16 protein-coding genes are annotated in these 16122 nt (G+C 61.2%); 14 read left to right on the top strand and 2 right to left on the bottom strand.

Going from position 1 to position 16122, the window contains the following annotated elements:
• Positions 1–103 precede the first annotated feature (103 nt).
• From CFBP4996_RS16765 to CFBP4996_RS16750, 4 genes are all read left to right on the top strand, one after another.
• Positions 104–301, top strand: coding sequence for a hypothetical protein (locus CFBP4996_RS16765; RefSeq protein ID WP_080854478.1), 198 nt, complete (start codon positions 104–106; stop codon positions 299–301).
• A 167-nt stretch (positions 302–468) separates the two neighbouring features.
• Complete coding sequence (gene ssuD, locus CFBP4996_RS16760; protein WP_080854479.1) at positions 469–1638, top strand: FMNH2-dependent alkanesulfonate monooxygenase; 1170 nt, start codon at positions 469–471, stop codon at positions 1636–1638.
• A gap of 189 nt (positions 1639–1827) precedes the next feature.
• A complete protein-coding gene (locus CFBP4996_RS16755) occupies positions 1828–2373 on the top strand; it encodes a flavin reductase family protein (protein ID WP_080854480.1) in 546 nt (181 codons plus the stop codon).
• Between the two features lie 50 nt (positions 2374–2423).
• On the top strand, positions 2424–3368 hold the full coding sequence (locus tag CFBP4996_RS16750) for an acyl-CoA dehydrogenase family protein (RefSeq protein WP_080819230.1): 945 nt from the start codon (positions 2424–2426) through the stop codon (positions 3366–3368).
• A gap of 31 nt (positions 3369–3399) precedes the next feature.
• Here the strand turns inward: CFBP4996_RS16750 and CFBP4996_RS16745 are convergent, their stop codons facing one another.
• Positions 3400–3849 carry an RrF2 family transcriptional regulator gene (locus CFBP4996_RS16745; RefSeq protein ID WP_059753414.1) on the bottom strand — a complete coding sequence of 150 codons (450 nt, stop codon included), beginning with the start codon at positions 3847–3849 and terminating at the stop codon, positions 3400–3402.
• A 302-nt stretch (positions 3850–4151) separates the two neighbouring features.
• On the opposite strand from CFBP4996_RS16745, the gene CFBP4996_RS16740 reads away from it, so the two are divergent.
• The 7 genes from CFBP4996_RS16740 (at position 4152) to CFBP4996_RS16710 (ending at position 12201) form a co-directional block, all read left to right on the top strand.
• Complete coding sequence (locus CFBP4996_RS16740) at positions 4152–5156, top strand: LLM class flavin-dependent oxidoreductase (protein WP_162936090.1); 1005 nt, start codon at positions 4152–4154, stop codon at positions 5154–5156.
• A 22-nt stretch (positions 5157–5178) separates the two neighbouring features.
• Complete coding sequence (locus CFBP4996_RS16735; protein ID WP_080854482.1) at positions 5179–6519, top strand: LLM class flavin-dependent oxidoreductase; 1341 nt, start codon at positions 5179–5181, stop codon at positions 6517–6519.
• A gap of 82 nt (positions 6520–6601) precedes the next feature.
• Positions 6602–7789, top strand: coding sequence for a M20 aminoacylase family protein (locus CFBP4996_RS16730; protein WP_080854483.1), 1188 nt, complete (start codon positions 6602–6604; stop codon positions 7787–7789).
• A gap of 21 nt (positions 7790–7810) precedes the next feature.
• Positions 7811–8368 (top strand): GNAT family N-acetyltransferase, encoded by a 558-nt coding sequence (locus tag CFBP4996_RS16725; protein ID WP_080854484.1) that lies wholly within the window; start codon positions 7811–7813, stop codon positions 8366–8368.
• 13 nt (positions 8369–8381) lie between these two features.
• Complete coding sequence (locus CFBP4996_RS16720; protein WP_080854485.1) at positions 8382–10178, top strand: amino acid ABC transporter permease/ATP-binding protein; 1797 nt, start codon at positions 8382–8384, stop codon at positions 10176–10178.
• Positions 10179–10201: 23 nt separating this feature from the next.
• Positions 10202–11140: an ABC transporter substrate-binding protein gene (locus CFBP4996_RS16715; RefSeq protein ID WP_020809915.1), complete on the top strand. Its 939-nt coding sequence runs from the start codon at positions 10202–10204 to the stop codon at positions 11138–11140.
• 125 nt (positions 11141–11265) lie between these two features.
• On the top strand, positions 11266–12201 hold the full coding sequence (locus tag CFBP4996_RS16710; protein WP_020809916.1) for an ABC transporter substrate-binding protein: 936 nt from the start codon (positions 11266–11268) through the stop codon (positions 12199–12201).
• A 67-nt stretch (positions 12202–12268) separates the two neighbouring features.
• On the opposite strand, the gene CFBP4996_RS16705 is transcribed toward CFBP4996_RS16710, so the two are convergent.
• Positions 12269–13192, bottom strand: coding sequence for a LysR family transcriptional regulator (locus CFBP4996_RS16705; RefSeq protein ID WP_080854486.1), 924 nt, complete (start codon positions 13190–13192; stop codon positions 12269–12271).
• Positions 13193–13305: 113 nt separating this feature from the next.
• Here CFBP4996_RS16705 and CFBP4996_RS16700 point away from each other — a divergent pair, with 113 nt between their 5' ends.
• Genes CFBP4996_RS16700 through CFBP4996_RS16690 form a run of 3 tightly spaced genes read left to right on the top strand, consistent with a single transcriptional unit; the run spans position 13306 to position 16122 of the window.
• A complete protein-coding gene (locus CFBP4996_RS16700; protein WP_080854487.1) occupies positions 13306–13617 on the top strand; it encodes a (2Fe-2S)-binding protein in 312 nt (103 codons plus the stop codon).
• Complete coding sequence (locus CFBP4996_RS16695) at positions 13596–14978, top strand: FAD/NAD(P)-dependent oxidoreductase (RefSeq protein ID WP_080854488.1); 1383 nt, start codon at positions 13596–13598, stop codon at positions 14976–14978. The genes CFBP4996_RS16700 and CFBP4996_RS16695 overlap by 22 nt, the downstream gene beginning before the upstream one ends.
• Positions 14971–16122 carry an NAD(P)/FAD-dependent oxidoreductase gene (locus CFBP4996_RS16690; RefSeq protein ID WP_080854489.1) on the top strand — a complete coding sequence of 384 codons (1152 nt, stop codon included), beginning with the start codon at positions 14971–14973 and terminating at the stop codon, positions 16120–16122. The genes CFBP4996_RS16695 and CFBP4996_RS16690 overlap by 8 nt, the downstream gene beginning before the upstream one ends.

The following is a 16122-nucleotide window of genomic DNA, read 5'->3' as shown; positions in this document are numbered from 1 at the left end:
TTTGCCGGCGATCCTCCAATTATAGAATAGTAATTTTATGGAAAATATTGACGATTTCGGGCGGTCGCCTGAGGATAAGGGGAGTTGAGCAAAGGAGGCGCACATGCCGCAGGGACTTCATGCGTTTACTTTCGATCTGTTCGGTTTGACCCGGCGTCAGCCGCGGGACGAGGAACAGGTCAGCCTTCATCCTCTGGATCATTCCGGACGTATCAGGCAGGAGAAAAGCGATCTCGAACTCGAACGGGAAGAGATTTGCGAAATGAACTTTGCGATGCTCGGCCTTTATCCGGTCTTCTGACGACCATCAGCGAGGGCTCCTTTTCCCTTCGCAGCGCCGTTTATCCGGGAGAGAAACTCTCCTCGCCGGATGGAAATTGGAACAAAATTTCTTAAACGCGCCGGGGAATTGGCTACCCTTTTATCATCAAGCGCATTGCCCGAGGGCAGATTGCAAAGGACCTGCCGATGAGCACATCCGATAAACCACTCGATTTTCTGTGGTTCATACCCACCTCAGGCGATGGCAGCTATCTCGGCTCGGATGATCTTTCGCGTCCTGCCGATCCCGGCTATTTTCGGGAAATAGCCCAGGCCGCCGATCGGCTCGGTTATTCAGGCGTGCTCATCCCCACCGGTGTCGCCTGCGAAGAATCCTTCATCCTTGCGGCCAATCTCGCCGCCTATACCGAAAAGCTGAAATTTCTCGTCGCCATCCGTCCGGGCGTCGCTTCGCCCGCCTATTATGCGCGGCTTGCTTCGACGCTCGATCGCGTTTCCCATGGCCGGCTGCTTCTCAACATCGTGGTTGGCGGCAGCGCGCAGGAATTGGCCGGTGACGGCATTTTCCTGCCGCATGACGAGCGTTACGATCACGCCGATGAGTTCTTCAAGGTGTTCAATTCGCTGATCGAAACCGGCAAGGGAAGCCTCGACGGCAAATATATCAAGGCAGTGGACGCGAAACTCGGGCTGCCGCCGGTGCAGGAACCGCGCCCGCCGCTTTATTTCGGCGGCTCTTCCGATGCCGGCATCGAGTTTTCAGCCGGTATCACCGACAAATATCTCACCTGGGGCGAACCGCCGGCGCAGGTGGCGGAAAAAATCGCCAAGGTGCGCGCCGCCGCCGCCAAAAAGGGGCGCAAGGTTACCTTCGGCATCCGTCTGCATTTCATCGTGCGTGAAACCGACGAGGAAGCATGGGCCGATGCCGAGCGGCTGATCTCGAAGCTCTCCGACGAAACCATCGCATCCGCTCAGGAGGTCTTCTCCAGGGCTTCGGATTCCGTCGGCCAGGCGAGAATGCAGGCGCTGCACAATGGCCGGCGCGACCGGCTGGAAGTCTCTCCGAATTTGTGGGCGGGCATCGGTCTCGTCCGTTCGGGTGCGGGCACGGCGCTGGTCGGTTCGCCGAAGACGGTGGCGGCGCGGCTCAGGGAATATCAGGCGCTGGGCATCGATACCGTCATCGCCTCGGGTTATCCGCATCTGGAGGAAGCCTATCGGCTATCCGAACTGCTGTTTCCGGAAATCGGGCTCGGCGGGGCCCGCAACCAGATACGATCTTCTTTCGGCGCGAAACAGGTTTTCGGTGGCGGCGGTCATGGCGGCAACGTCAAGCTGGTGTCCGGATCCTGATCCTTCGACGGGAGGCGACCTGTGCCTCCCACCTTTTCGGCAGATATCCTTGCGGCGGGACGAAATCGGACGGCGGCACATAAAACATTATTTCTATAGAATATTATCATTATGGAAAACGATGTCTATTTCACCCCCCGCCGCCGCTGCTAGCTATTGAACAATTCAGCTGTTTTCAGGAGCAACCCGATGACATTGCAATATGCGGCCAAGGATCAACAATTCATCAACCTCCGCGACCCGGTCGCCGGCAAGGCGGCGGATGCCGACAGTCTCAAGGCGGCGCTGAGAACGCTGGGCGGCGGTGTCAGCGTGATTACGGCGGGTGAGGGCGACGAGCGAACGGGCGCGACCGTGACCTCGGCCACCGCTTTGTCGGTCGATCCGCCGCGCATTCTGGTGGCGCTCAACCGCTCCTCATCCACCTGGCCGGTGGTGCAGCGTTTCGGTCATTTCGCCGTCAACATCGTCGGGGCGAACCACCAGTTCGTTGCCAATCAGTTTGCCGGCATCGGCGGCCTGAAGGGCCCGGAGCGGTATCGCGGTGCGGAATGGACACGGCTGTCGAGCGGTGCGCCCATTCTCGAAGACGCTGTTGCCGCGATCGATTGCACCATTGAAGAGACGATCGAACGGCACAGCCACGTCATCGTCATCGGCAAGGTTGAGGCGATCCGTATCGGCTCCGGCCATTCGCTGCTCTATCAAAACGGGCGTTATCATTCTCTGGACTGAGCGCCGGTCGTTCGGCGCTTTCACTTTGTCATTGTTTGAGGGAGTTGAGCATGGGATCCGTCACGCCTCTCGGCGAAAGACTTCGTTTTGTTCCTCCACGCCTCGGCGCGGATGTCGATGTGCTGACCGTTGCCCGCACGATCGCCGAAAACTGCGCCGTTGAAAGTCCCGGGCAAATCCATGCGCGGATCGCCCGTTCCGGTCTTCTTGCTCTTTCCGTTCCAACGGAACTGGGCGGGACGGACATCACCAATGATGTTCTCTCGCAGGCGCTCGCCATCATTTCCGCAGCCGATGCGGCGGCGGCGCATGATCTCGTTGAACATTTCACCGCGCTTGAATTCATCAGGAATGCGGGCAGCGAAGACCAGCGCAAGGCGCTCTTCGCCCGTCTCGATCTTGGCGAGACCTTCGCACTGGCAATATCTGCCGCGGATCTGGATCAGGCGGTTACGGTGACGGAAGACGACTACGCCCTGCGGCTTCCCGATGACGTTGCGGGGTCGGTGAGGGGCGACGCGGACTGGATTGTCGTGCCGGCTGTCAACACGGCCGGGCAGCCTTTGCTTGTCGTTCTGCGCAACCGCCCCAATACGTCATGGGAAGGTCTGTTACGCGCCGATCAGGTGGTCTTCCTGGCTCAGGGCGCCGGAAATCTGGCCGTTTCCGTTTCTACCCTTTTGAAAGCCGCCGTGGCTCTGGGGCAGAAGCAGCGTGAACTTTCGGCGCTGCTGATCGACAGGCTGGCCGGCGATGGCGCGGCGCGACCCGTGATAGGCGAAATATTTCTCGCCATCGAACTCCTGAAGGCGCAGATATCCAGCCTTGCGGCCAATATCGATGCGGCGCAGGTGGGAGCGGAAAACGTCACCTTTCGTTCGGTTCGCAACAATGCCATCACGCTTGAAATCCTGATGGCGCGCCTCGGCCTTGTCGAAGGCGTCAGTGAAGCCGGGCTGATCGCGTCTCTGGACGACGATCTGCGCAGGCAATAAGCAAAGCTCGAATGAAGGGCCGTGCGGAATCCTATTCGCCGGCCGGAATGGAGCGGGCGTTCTGCCCGTCCTTGGCCACGAATTGCGCAAGCGTCATATTGTCCAGAATGGTTGCGATGGCGTCACGCACGTCCGTCATCGAAACCCTGACCTGACAGGTCTCCGGATCGTCACAGTCGTCGCAGGCTTCAAAGGCCGTGCGGCTTGCACAGCGGATGGGGGCCAGAGGTCCGTCCAGCGTGCGGATGACTTGCCCGATCATGATTTCGGATGGCATTTTCGACAGCGAATAACCGCCATTCGGACCCTTCTTGGAGCGCAGAATACCGCTATTGCGCAGCTCCAGAAGAATAGTATCCAGGAATTTTTTCGGGATATTGTTGCGGGTTGCAATTTCGGTCACGAAGGCGGTCTCGCCCTGGGGCAGCCGCGCCAGATCGACAAGAGCCTTTAATCCGTATTTGCCTTTTTTGGTCAACATCGCATGATCCGAAAAGAGAGTCGGCACGTTTTACGGCGCCGGGCCATATTATTCCTAACTTACTAAGTAGTTTTTAGCGAATTCTGGCGCAAGCCTGTTTCGTCCGGGTGTGGCGCGGAAAACGGCTTGTTGCAGCCTTTTTGGGCCTTTCCTTCGGCTTTACCGATGGCTTTGTCAGGGCTGGCTTCCGAAAACATCACTGAAAACAATATTTTCTCTGATCGCGCTGCAACGTGGAACGATCATCCTTTATTAGAATATAAAATCGGTAGACAAAGTATGCATCAAAGACACGCGAGGTGATGATGTATACGCTCAGTTTGCTGGACAAGAGCCCGGTTCCAACGGGTGAGGACGCGGCGAGTGCGTTCCGCGACACGATCAATCTTGCCAGACGCGCCGAAGAGCTGGGTTACCGCCGTTTCTGGGTGGCCGAACATCACAATTCGCCGGAGCTTGCCGGTTCCGCACCGGAAGCGCTGGTTGCGTGGATATTGGCGAAGACCTCCCACATCCGCGTCGGCTCGGGCGGCGTCATGTTGCAGCACTATAGCCCTTACAAGGTCGCCGAGGTTTTCAACGTGCTGTCGTCGCTCGCGCCCGGCCGGGTCGATCTCGGCATCGGCAAGACACCGGGCGGGTTGCCGCTGGCGACGTCGGCCTTGCAGCAGGCCTATGATCCCGCCCGTAAACCGGATTTCGAAACGGCCTTTAGTGAACTCACCACGTTTTTGTCCGGCGCCGCGCCGCAGGACCACGCACAGGCCGGGCTGCGGGCAACACCTGCGCCGCCGGTCGCTGCGGAACGATTCCTGCTCGGCGCCAGCCCGGAAAGCGCAAGGCTTGCGGCTTCAAGGGGATGGAATTTCGTCTTTGCCGGCCACCTCAATGGCGATGCGGAGGTTCTTCGTCGCAGCCTCTCGGCTTTCCGGGAAGAAAGCGGCGGAAGCGCTCCGATCCTTGCTTTGTCGGCTTTTGCGGCCAGTGACCCCGCCCATGCTGCGAGACAGGTGGAAGGTCAGCGCATCTACCGGGTATTCCTCAGCGACGGCCGGGCGTTCAACCTCGGCCGCCGAGAACAGGCGGAGGAATTCGCCCGCCAGTCCGGCGATACCGATTACCGCATCGAAGAGCGAAAACCCAACGTCCTGCATGGCGGGCCGGAGGATATTCACAAGGCGCTTCGTGCGCTTTCCGAGGAGCACGGCATCAAGGAATTCATCATCGAGCCGCCGCATGTCGGGGCCGATCAGCGGCTTGCCTCGATAGAACTGCTTGCCACGCATCGCCTTTCCCGGGCGGCGTAATTTTCTCTGAGGAGGGAATGACATGACGAGAAAGAAAATCCGTTTCGGCATCATGCTTCAGGGCCCCGGCGGGCACATGAATGCCTGGCGGCACCCCAAAAGCCCGGTGGATGCCAGCGTCAATTTCGACTTCTTCAGGAAGACCGCGCTGAAGGCGGAAGCGGCGGGCATCGCCTTCGCTTTCGTGGCGGACGGGCTCTATATCAATGACAAGTCGATCCCGCATTTCCTCAACCGGTTCGAGCCGCTGACGATCCTTTCGGCGCTCGCCTCCGTGACCTCGAAGATCGGTCTCGCCGGCACCGTTTCGACCTCCTATAGCGACCCCTTCACCATTGCCCGCCAGTTCGCCTCGCTCGATCTGCTGAGCGGCGGCCGCGCCGGGTGGAATGCGGTGACGACGCCGCTCGAAGGTACGGCGAAGAACTACAGCCGCAACCACCCCGAACATGCGCTGCGCTACGAGATTGCCGACGAATATCTCGAAGTGATCAAGGGCCTGTGGGATAGCTGGGACGACGACGCTTTCCTGCGCAACCGCGAGACGGGACAGTTCTTCGACCGCGCTAAACTCCACACGCTCGGCCATAAGGGCCGTTTCTTCCAGGTGGAAGGCCCGCTCAATATCCAGCGTTCGCCGCAGGGGCAGCCGGTGGTATTCCAGGCCGGCTCCTCCGATGCCGGCATCGGTCTTGCGGGCAAACATGCGGATGCCGTCTTCACCAATTCCGCTTCGCTTGAGGAAAATCAGACCTTCCTCAAGCGTGTGAAACAGAGCGCCGTCGCGCAGGGCAGGTCGGCTGCCGATGTGAAGATTTTCCCCGGCATCGGCCCGATTGTCGGCGAGACGCAGGAGGAAGCGGAGGCGAAATACGACCTCATCCGCAACCTCATCACCATCGAGGATGCGCTGGCCTATCTCGGCCGTTTCTTCGATCATCATGATTTCAGCGTCTATCCGCTGGATGAGCCTTTCCCCGAACTCGGCGAGATCGGCAAGAACAGTTTCCGCTCCACGACCGACCGCATCAAGCGGCGCGCCAAGGAAAAGAACCAGACGCTGCGCGAGGCGGCGCTGGAGGCAGCGACCCCGCGTGAAGGTTTCATCGGCACGCCGGACAAGGTGGCCGACGAAATCATCCGCTGGGTGGAGCACGATGCGGCCGATGGCTTCATTCTGGGCTTCCCGGTGATTGCCGAGGGACTGGACGATTTCATCCGCCTCGTCATCCCGGTGCTGCAACGGCGCGGTTATTTCGATCCGCATCTGGAAGGGGCGACGCTGCGCGACCATCTCGGCCTGCCTTTCAGGGAAAGCGTCTATTCCCGCCGCGAAAACGGGTCGGACAAGGCCATCGCCTGAGCTTGCAGCCGGGCGGAGACGATTGCCGCCCGGTGCAGATTTCAAGACGCGGCGCGTAGCGAGCCGCGCAGGAGACAGAACCATGAATATCCGCATTGACGGCGCGCGTCCGCAGGACGACGCCGAACGGGGAATCCTTGCCTTCATCGATGAGAGCATCGCCATCCGGCATGATCTCCACCGGCATCCAGAGCTTTCGCTCAAGGAAAAACGCACGGCGGCGCTCATCGCCCGCTATCTGCTGTCGTTCGGATATGAGGTGACGGAAGGTGTCGGCGGCCACGGCGTTGTCGCCACGTTGAAACGCGGTCATGGCGACAAGCGCGTCGGTATTCGCGCCGATATCGATGCGCTGCCGATTGTCGAGGAAACCGGCCTTGCCTATGCCAGCCAGACGCAGGGCGTCATGCATGCCTGCGGTCACGATGGCCATACGACGATCCTGCTTGCCGCTGCCCGGTATCTTGCCGAAACATCGAATTTTTCCGGCACGCTGACGCTGATCTTCCAGCCGGCCGAGGAGATCGGCGCCGGGGCAAGGGCGATGATAAAGGACCGGCTTTTCGAGCGGTTTCCGGTCGATGCGGTCTTCGGGCTGCACAATTGGCCGGGTGTCGACACCGGGCAGTTCGGTTTCGTCGAAGGCCCCGCCATGGCCTCCGTCGACAAGGCGAAGGTGCGGATCGTCGGCAAGGGCGGGCATGGCGCCGCGCCGCATGAGACGGTCGATCCGGTTCTCGCCTCGGCCAGTTTCATCACCGCCCTGCAGAGCATCGTTTCGCGCAATGTCGATCCGCGCGAGATGGCGGTGCTGACGGTCGGTTCCATCCATGGCGGAACCGCCTCCAACGTCATTCCCGAGAGCGTCGAGCTTCAGATCACCGCCCGGGCTTTTTCGCCTGCCGTGCGTGACAGGCTGGAGGAGCGGCTTCCGGCGCTGGCCAAAGCGCAGGCCGAGAGCTTCGGCGCGAAGGCCGAGGTCGCCTATTCCCGCGGTTTCCCGCCTGTCATCAACCATACCCCTCAGACGGTCTTCGCCCGCGATGTCGCCAAACGGCATTTCGCCGCCGGGCAGATCGCCGAAGCGTTCCAGCCGCGCACGGCGAGCGAGGATTTCGCCTTCATGCTGCAGGAGCGGCCCGGCTCTTATCTCTTCGTCGGCAATGGCGACAGCGCGCCGCTGCACAGCCCCCACTACGATTTCAACGACGCGATCATCGCGCCGGCAGCACGCTTCTGGGTGCGGCTGGCGGAAGCCTATCTCTCCTGACGCGAAAATTAGGACAAGGACATGAGCGACAGTTTTTTCTACACATCGGTCAAGGATCCGCTCGCAACGCCGCTTCTGGAGGAGTTGCTGTTCGAATATGACAGCCGTTACGGCACGTTCTTCAGTGCGGAAGGGGCCAAGGCGGAGCTGAACAAATATCCGCCGGAAGCCTTCAGCCCGCCATCGGGCAATTTCCTGCTGCTCCTGCGTGACGGGAAAGCGATCGCCGGCGGCGCCTTCATGCGCTACGACGACGAAACGGCGGAATTCAAACGGGTCTGGACCCATTCCGCCCATCGCCGGCAGGGGCTTGCGAAAATCGTGCTCCGGGAACTGGAGCAGCAGGCGATCCGGCAGGGTTATGCCCGGGTTTATCTGACCACCGGCTTCCGTCAGCCGGAAGCGGTCGGCCTTTATCTCACCAATGGTTATCGCGCCTTGTTCGATACCGCGGCCGATCCCGAGACGATCCGGTCGTTGCCCTTCGAAAAATTTCTTTCCGAACCCGTATCCGCCTCGATTCCGGGAGGAGCGCCGATAGCGACTGTCCGGCCGCAACCCTCTTCCGCCCATCCGTGAAAGGCTTTTTCCGATGACGATAGCCTCTGATTTTCCGCATCTCGCCGTGAGCGACAAGAAGAGTGAACCGATCACGGGCGGTTACTCCCATTTCCGCATCGTTCCGGCCCGCTACCCGCTGCGGACGGTGGGCACGGTTTTCTCCGTCCTCATCATTGCCGCCGTCGTGCATTCCGTTTTCGGCAACCCGCGCTGGGGCTGGGATGTGTTTGCCGAATGGTTCTTCGCCGAACCGGTGCTGGTCGGTCTCGGCCGGACGCTGCTCCTGACCGCGCTCGGTGCGTTGTTTGGTTTTGTGTTGGGAACCCTGCTGGCGCTTGCCCGTGTTTCCCGTTCTCCGCTGCTGGTCGCTGTCTCCTGGACCTATATCTGGATTTTTCGCTCCATCCCGCTGATCGTGCTTTTGCTGATCCTCAATAATCTCGGCTATCTCTATGAAACCGTGACAATCGGTGTGCCCTATACCGGCATCAATTTCTTCAGCTGGAATACGACACAGCTGATGACGCCCTTTGCAGCGGCCGTTTTGGGGCTGACGCTCAATCAGGCCGCCTTCGCCTCCGAAATCGTTCGCGGCGGAATCCTTTCAGTCGATCAGGGTCAGCTCGAAGCCGCCGCCGCGCTCGGTCTTCCGCGCAGGCGGCAGGCGTCCCGCATCGTTCTGCCGCAGGCGATGCGCTCTATCCTGCCCACGGCCTTCAACGATATTATCGGCCTCGCAAAGGGCACGTCGCAGGTCTATATCCTCGCGCTGCCGGAGCTGTTCTATACGATCCAGATCATCTATCGCCGCAATCTGGAAGTGATCCCGCTGCTGATGGTCGCCACCGTCTGGTATCTGGTGATCCTGACCGCGCTTTCCATTGTTCAGCATCACATCGAACGCCACTTCTCGCGCGGTGCGCTGCGCAATCCGCCGCCCTCGCTGTTTGCCACGCTCTATCGCACATTCCTGCCGCGCACGCCTTTGCCGGAAGCGGTGGAGACGCCAGCGCCCCCCATTGAAAGACCGGCTGCCGCCAGGACGGGAAGTTTCCAGCTCGGCAATCGTGGCGGTTCGGTCAATATCGCCGGCGTTTCCAAGTCCTTCGGAACACTGAAGGTGCTGGACGATGTCACGCTCTCCATTCCGGCAGGCAGCGTCACCACCATTCTCGGCCAGTCCGGCTCCGGCAAGTCCACATTGCTGCGCTCCATCAACCATCTGGAGCGTGTCGACGACGGCTTCATCGCCATCGACGGTGAACTGGTCGGATATCGCCAGAAAGGCGACACGCTTTATGAGCTGAAGGAAAAGGACATTCTGAAGCGCCGCGTCGAAGTGGGCATGGTGTTCCAGAGCTTCAACCTGTTCCCGCATCTGACGGCGCTTGAAAACATCGCCGAAGCGCCCGTCGTTGTTCGCGGCATATCGAAAGAACAGGCGGAAGCCGAGGCGCGCGATCTTCTGGCCCGCGTCGGTCTGGCCGAAAAGGCAGGCGCTTATCCCCGCCAGCTTTCAGGCGGGCAGCAGCAGCGTGTGGCGATTGCCCGGGCTCTGGCGCTGCGGCCGAAGGTGCTGCTCTTCGACGAGCCGACATCCGCGCTCGACCCGGAGCTGGTCAATGAGGTTCTGGATGTCATCAAGGAGCTGTCCCGCTCCGGCGTCACCCTCATCATCGTCACCCACGAAATCGGCTTTGCCCGCGAAGTCTCCGACAGGGTCGTCTTCATGGAACAGGGCCGTATTCTCGAAACGGGCACGCCGGAGAAGGTGTTCAACAAGCCGGACCACCCGCGCACGGCCGAATTTCTCGCAAAAGTTCTCTAATCAACAACAAAGGAAACACTCACATGGCATTTTCATCGAAATTATTGTCCCTGCTTGCCGGCGGTCTTTTCACCGCCACCGCTGCGCTCATCCCGGCCGCGCATGCGCAGGAGGTTGACCTGTCGCCCGAACAGAAGGGGCGGGTGCGCGCCGAAAAAGTGGAAGAGGCAATCAAGCTTCTGCCCGCCGGCCACAAGTTCATTGCCGACGGAAAGCTGACGGTCGCGACCGTTCCCTTCCGCCTGCCGCTGGTGGATTATGCGAGCGACACAAAGACGCCGATCGGCGTGGAGCCGGACATCGCCCAGCTGGTCGCCGACAGCCTTGGCCTTGAGCTGCAGCTTGTTCCGATCGCCTGGGCGGACTGGCCGCTCGGTCTTGCATCCGGCAAATATGACGCCGTTACTTCCAACATCACGGTGACGGAAGCCCGCAAGGAAAAGTTCGATTTTTCCAGTTACCGCAACGATCTGCTCGGCTTCTACGTCGGCAATAACAGCAAGGTCACGTCCATCGGCAAGCCGGAGGATGTCGCAGGGTTGAAGGTCATCGTCGGAGCCGCCACCAATCAGGAGCAGATCCTGCTGAAATGGATCAAGGACAACAAGGCGAAGGGACTGGCGGATACCGAGGTGCAATATTACGACGATCAGGCCGTGCTTGACGTCGCCCTGCAATCCGGCCGCGCGGATGCCTATCTCGGCCCCAACGCGACCTCTGCCTTTCAGGCGGCAAGCCAGAAGAAGACGAAGCTTGTCGGCACCTTCTCCGGTGGCTGGCCGGAAGCGGCCGAGATCGCCGTCGCTTCGAAAAAGGACGCAGGCATAGCCGAGGCCATCACCGCCGCGCTGAACGCCCAGATCAAGAACGGCAATTACGGCAAGGTTCTCGCTCGCTGGAATCTCGGTTCCGAAGCCATCACCGAATCCCGCACCAATCCGCCCGGCCTGCCCAAGAGCTGAGGCCAGATTTTCGAAAAAGCTGAGTTGAAGGTGGGACATCACTCAGCCGGTAGCGCGGGCATCCTCCCGTCCGCGCTACCTCCGTCCCGCAGTCATTCTATCGGGCATTCTATCGGGAAACCACAATGACCTTCACCTCTCGTCTCGCCACGGCCACGCTCGGCGCCTTTTTCTCCATCGTCGGTCTTGGGTCGGCTTTCGCAACCGATGTCTTCGACCTGTCGCCGGATCAGCCCGGCCGCATCCGGGTCGAAAAAGACCCCGGCGCAATTGCCGCCGTTCCGAAGGATTTCAAATTCGTCACGCCGGGCAAACTCACGGTCGCGGTCGCACCCGGCGGACCGCCGCTCGCAACCTATGCGACGGATGCAAAAACGGTGGTCGGCGCAGATCCCGATTACGCCCTTGCGGTGGCCGACAGCCTCGGCTTGGAGCTGGAACTGGTGGCGGTTGCCTGGGCAGACTGGCCGCTGGGGCTCGCCTCCGGCAAATACGATGCGGTGATCTCGAATGTGGGCGTTACCGAGCAGCGCAAGGAGAAGTTCGATTTCTCCACCTATCGTCAGGGCCTGCACGGATTTTTCGTCAAGGCAGACAGCGGCATAACCGCCATCCGCGAGCCGAAGGACGCGGCCGGCCTGAGGATCATCGTCGGCGCCGGCACCAATCAGGAGCGTATTCTGCTGAAATGGAGCGACGAAAACGTCGCCGCCGGATTGAAACCGATCGAGCTGCAATATTACGATGATGAAGCCACCCGGCTTGTGGCGCTTTCAGCGGGGCGGGCGGATGTGATCGTTCAGCCGCATGCGCAGCTGGTCTTCATCGCCGCGCGCGACAAGACCATCAAGCGTGTCGGGACCCTTTCCGCCGGCTGGCCGGAGCGTTCCGATGTTGCCATCACCACCCGCAAAGGGTCGGGACTGGCCGATGCGCTGACGCTTGCCACCAACGATCTGATCAAGAGCGGCGCTTACGCGAAGATATTGGATCGCTGGCAGCTATCGGAAGAAGCCCTGCCGGAATCGCGGACCAACCCGCCCGGCCTGCCGAAAAGCTGACCGTTCGAACACATGCGGCGGACTGCAATACCCGCAGGCTCAGGCCTTGCGGGTATTGTTTTGTCCGTCAATTCTGCGCGGGAAGGGCGCGGAAAAGCTTTCGCAATTCACCGACGAAGGGTTTGAAGAAGCGCGAGAGCGGCCGGGCCGTGTTGGTGGAAACGGCGACATTCATCGTCACTTCAGGCATGAAAGGGCGCACCGTCACCCCCTCGAAACTGTTCCAGCGCACCAGGCCGTCGACAAGGGCGATGCCGATGCCGCCGCGCACCAGCGGCACGGCACCGACCGATGAGGTGACCTGCACCGAGACGTCCCGTATAAGCCCGTCGCGTTCGAAGACCTCGTTCAGCTGCGGGCCGATCTCGTCCGCATGGTTGCCATAGGAAATCAGCGGCCTGCCGGCGAGGTCGCGGGGCGTCACCGTCATCATTTCGGCCAGGGCATCATCATGCCGCATCACCGCCACGACCGGTACGGAGGCGAGAATTTCGCTGCGCACCGTCGGCGCCTGAATAGTGGAGAGCGTTACCGCAAAATCGATGTCGCCCAGCAGCAATTGTTCGGCAATCTCTTTTTTGGGCAGGGCGTTGAGGTGGATTTTGACGGTCGGATGCGCCTGCCGGAAGGCAAGCAGCGCCTCCGGCAGCACGGAATAGGTGACCGGCAGGCTGGCCCCGATGCGCAGAAGGCCGAGCTTGCGCTCGCCGATGGTGCGCGTCAGCTTTTTCAGAACTTCAAGTTCGCGAAAAACCCGGTCGGCATCCTCATAGATTAGATGCGCTTCCATCGTCGGCACCAGCCGCCCGCCAATGCGCTCGAACAGCTTGTAGCCCAGTTGGCTTTCCAGATGATGCAGCACCTTGCTGACGCCGGGCTGGGAAACGGCAAGCGAATTGGCGGCCGCCGTCACGGAGCCGTCGCGCATGATGGCGCGGAAAATTTCAAGCTGTCGGGCGTTCATGGAAACCTCCGGCGTCATCTCTTCCATAACCCAAGGTTCTGTTCAAGCGACCATTTGCGATTGGCGGCAAACCTTCTGCCGTGGAAATCTGTGAGGGTGCAGGAGAGGTGCCTGCGAAGGTTTCGGGAAAGGAAACGCGGATGCTGGCCAGATTCAGGCGCATTGCCGAAGAGCGACGCGCGGCTTGCCCTGTCCTGATCGACGGCATGCCGGTCGAGGCGCTGGAGGGAGACACAGTGCTGACGGCGCTGATGCTCTCGCGCGGCTTTGCCCGTTTGTCCGAGTTCGCCGATGGCGAGCGGGCGGGGTTCTGTCTGATGGGCGCCTGTCAGGATTGCTGGGTCTGGACAGGTGACGGCGAGCGGCTGCGCGCCTGTTCCACTGCCGTACTCCCGGGCATGGATATCAGAACCGAGGTTCCGGAGGGGTTATGGCAGATTTGCGCGTCGTGATCGTGGGCGCCGGCCCCGCCGGTACGCGTGCCGCGGAGACGCTGGTGCGGGCGGGGCTCCGCCCCGTCGTCATCGATGAGGGAGATCGCAGCGGCGGCCAGATCTATCGCCGCCAGCCGCAAAATTTCCGGCGTTCCTATACGGCCCTTTACGGCACGGAAGCGGATAAGGCGAAGGCTCTGCACGAGGCATTCGACGGACTTTCAGACCACATCGATTACCGGCCGCAGACCCTCGCATGGGCAATCCGCGACAATCGCATTCATATTCAGCGCGCCGAGACAGCCGAAGCTCTCAATTTCGATGCCCTTATCATCGCGTCGGGTGCGACCGACCGCATCATGCCTTTGCCGGGCTGGACGAGACCGGGATGTTTTTCGCTTGGCGCTGCGCAGATATCCCTGAAAGCGCAAGCCTGTGCGATAGGCCGGCGGGTGGTTTTCATGGGCACGGGACCGCTGCTTTATCTCGTGGCTTATCAATATATGAAGGCGGGTGCGGCCCCCGTGGCGGTGCTGGATACCACGCCGTTTTCCACGCAGATCAAGGGGCTGCCGGGGATGATGGCGCGGCCGGCGCAGCTCCTCAAGGGCATGCGGCTCGTTGGGGCCCTGCTGGCTGGCGGGGTGAGGATCGAGCGGTGTATCGTGCCGTTCGAGATTCTCGGTGACGCCGAGAGCGGCGTGACCGGTATCTGCTATCGGGATGCGTCCGGTGAGGAAAAACGCCTCGCCTGCGATGCGGTCGGTATGGGTTATCATCTGCGGGCGGAAAGCCAGCTTGCCGATCTTGCCGGTTGTCGCTTCTCCTTTCATCCGCCGATCCGGCAATGGTTGCCGGATGTGGACGATATGGGACGCAGTTCTGTGCCGAATGTCTATCTGGCGGGCGATGGCGCGCGTATTCTCGGTGCAGATGGTGCGGAAGCCTCCGGTCGGCTTGCCGCCTTCGCGCTCCTTGAGGATCAAGGCTTGAAGCCATCCCGCGTGGAGATCGGCCGCTGCCGGAAACAATTGAAAGCGACGAGACGCTTTGCGCAGGGAATGGCCCGAGCCTTCCCCTGGCCGCATCAGTTGGCGCAGGCGCTTGCCGACGACACGATCATCTGCCGCTGCGAGGTGGTGACGGCGGGAGAGCTGCGCGCGAGCGTGACCGGGAAGGGCGCAACGGAGGTCAATCGCTCGAAAGCTTTCTCGCGGGTCGGCATGGGCCGGTGCCAGGGGCGGTTCTGCGGGCAGGCAGGGCAGGAGATTGTCGCCGCCGCCTCTGGTTTGCCGGTGGAATCGGCGGGACGGCTGCGCGGGCAGGCACCGGTAAAACCGCTGCCGCTGACGATTGCGAGGGGAGACGATGATGCGTAACGCGCTTGCGGAGGCGGATGTCATTATTGTCGGCGGCGGCATTGTCGGAACCGCCACGGCGTTTTTCCTGCGGCAACGGGGCGTCAGCGTCATTCTGCTGGAGCGTTTCCTTGTCGGCCAGCAGGCGAGCGGCACCAATTTCGGCAATGTCCGCCGTCAGGGCCGTTACCTCGGGCAGCTTCCGCTCGCCAACAGATCGCGGGATATCTGGAGTCGCATCCCGCAACTGACCGGTGCGGATGTGGAATTCATGCCCGTCGGCCATATCCGGTTTCTCTGGACGGAAGAACAGATCGCCACGGTCGAGAAATACCGCGACGATGCCGCGCAATATGGTCTGGAATTGCATGTCCTCCCGCGCGAGGTCATCCGGCAGAAATTTCCCTTCATCGGACCGGAAGCGGTTGCCGGATCATGGTCGCCGCATGATGGTCACGCCAATCCGCGCCTCGTCGCGCCCGCCTTCGCCCGTGCGGCGCGGCGGGACGGTGCAACAATCGTGGAAAATTGCGAGGTTCTGGCCATCGAAAAGGCCGGCGAGGATTTCCGGGTGACGACGGCGGAAGGGGATTATCGCGCGCCCGTGGTGCTGGTCGCCAGCGGCGCATGGGGCGGCGGGTTTGCCGGCGCTTTGGGGGAGGCGGTGCCGCTGGAGGTTGCCGGCCCGCAAATGGGCGTGACGGAACCCTTGCAATGGTTCATTCACCCGGTCGTTGGCGTCTCCACCAAAATTCCCGGCGAAGTGATCTATATGCGGCAAATCCCGCGCGGAAACGTCATTTTTGGCGGGGTGAAACGATGCGCCGCCGCGCTGGACGAACGCCGGGCGAAATACGATCCCGCCGGGCTCGATGCCCAGTTGCGTCAGCTTCTGCGGCTGGCGCCCGCCTTGCGCCATGCCCGGCTGATCCGCACCTGGTCCGGCGTGGAAGGCTATATGGCCGACGATCTGCCGGTCATGGGAGACAGTACCGCAACCTCCGGCCTCTATTACGCTTTCGGCTTCAGCGGCCACGGTTTCCAGATCGGCCCGGGTGTCGGCGACGTGATGGCGGAGCTGATAGCGACCGGAAAGACCACGACGCCGATTGCGGATTTTCACATCGGCCGTTTCCGTCGCGGTGAGCCTGTCGCATCCCATTAA

The organism is Agrobacterium leguminum, assembly GCF_005144435.2.
In the GTDB taxonomy this organism is placed as follows: Bacteria; Pseudomonadota; Alphaproteobacteria; order Rhizobiales; family Rhizobiaceae; genus Agrobacterium; species Agrobacterium leguminum.
This window is presented reverse-complemented; position numbering and strand designations above follow the sequence as displayed.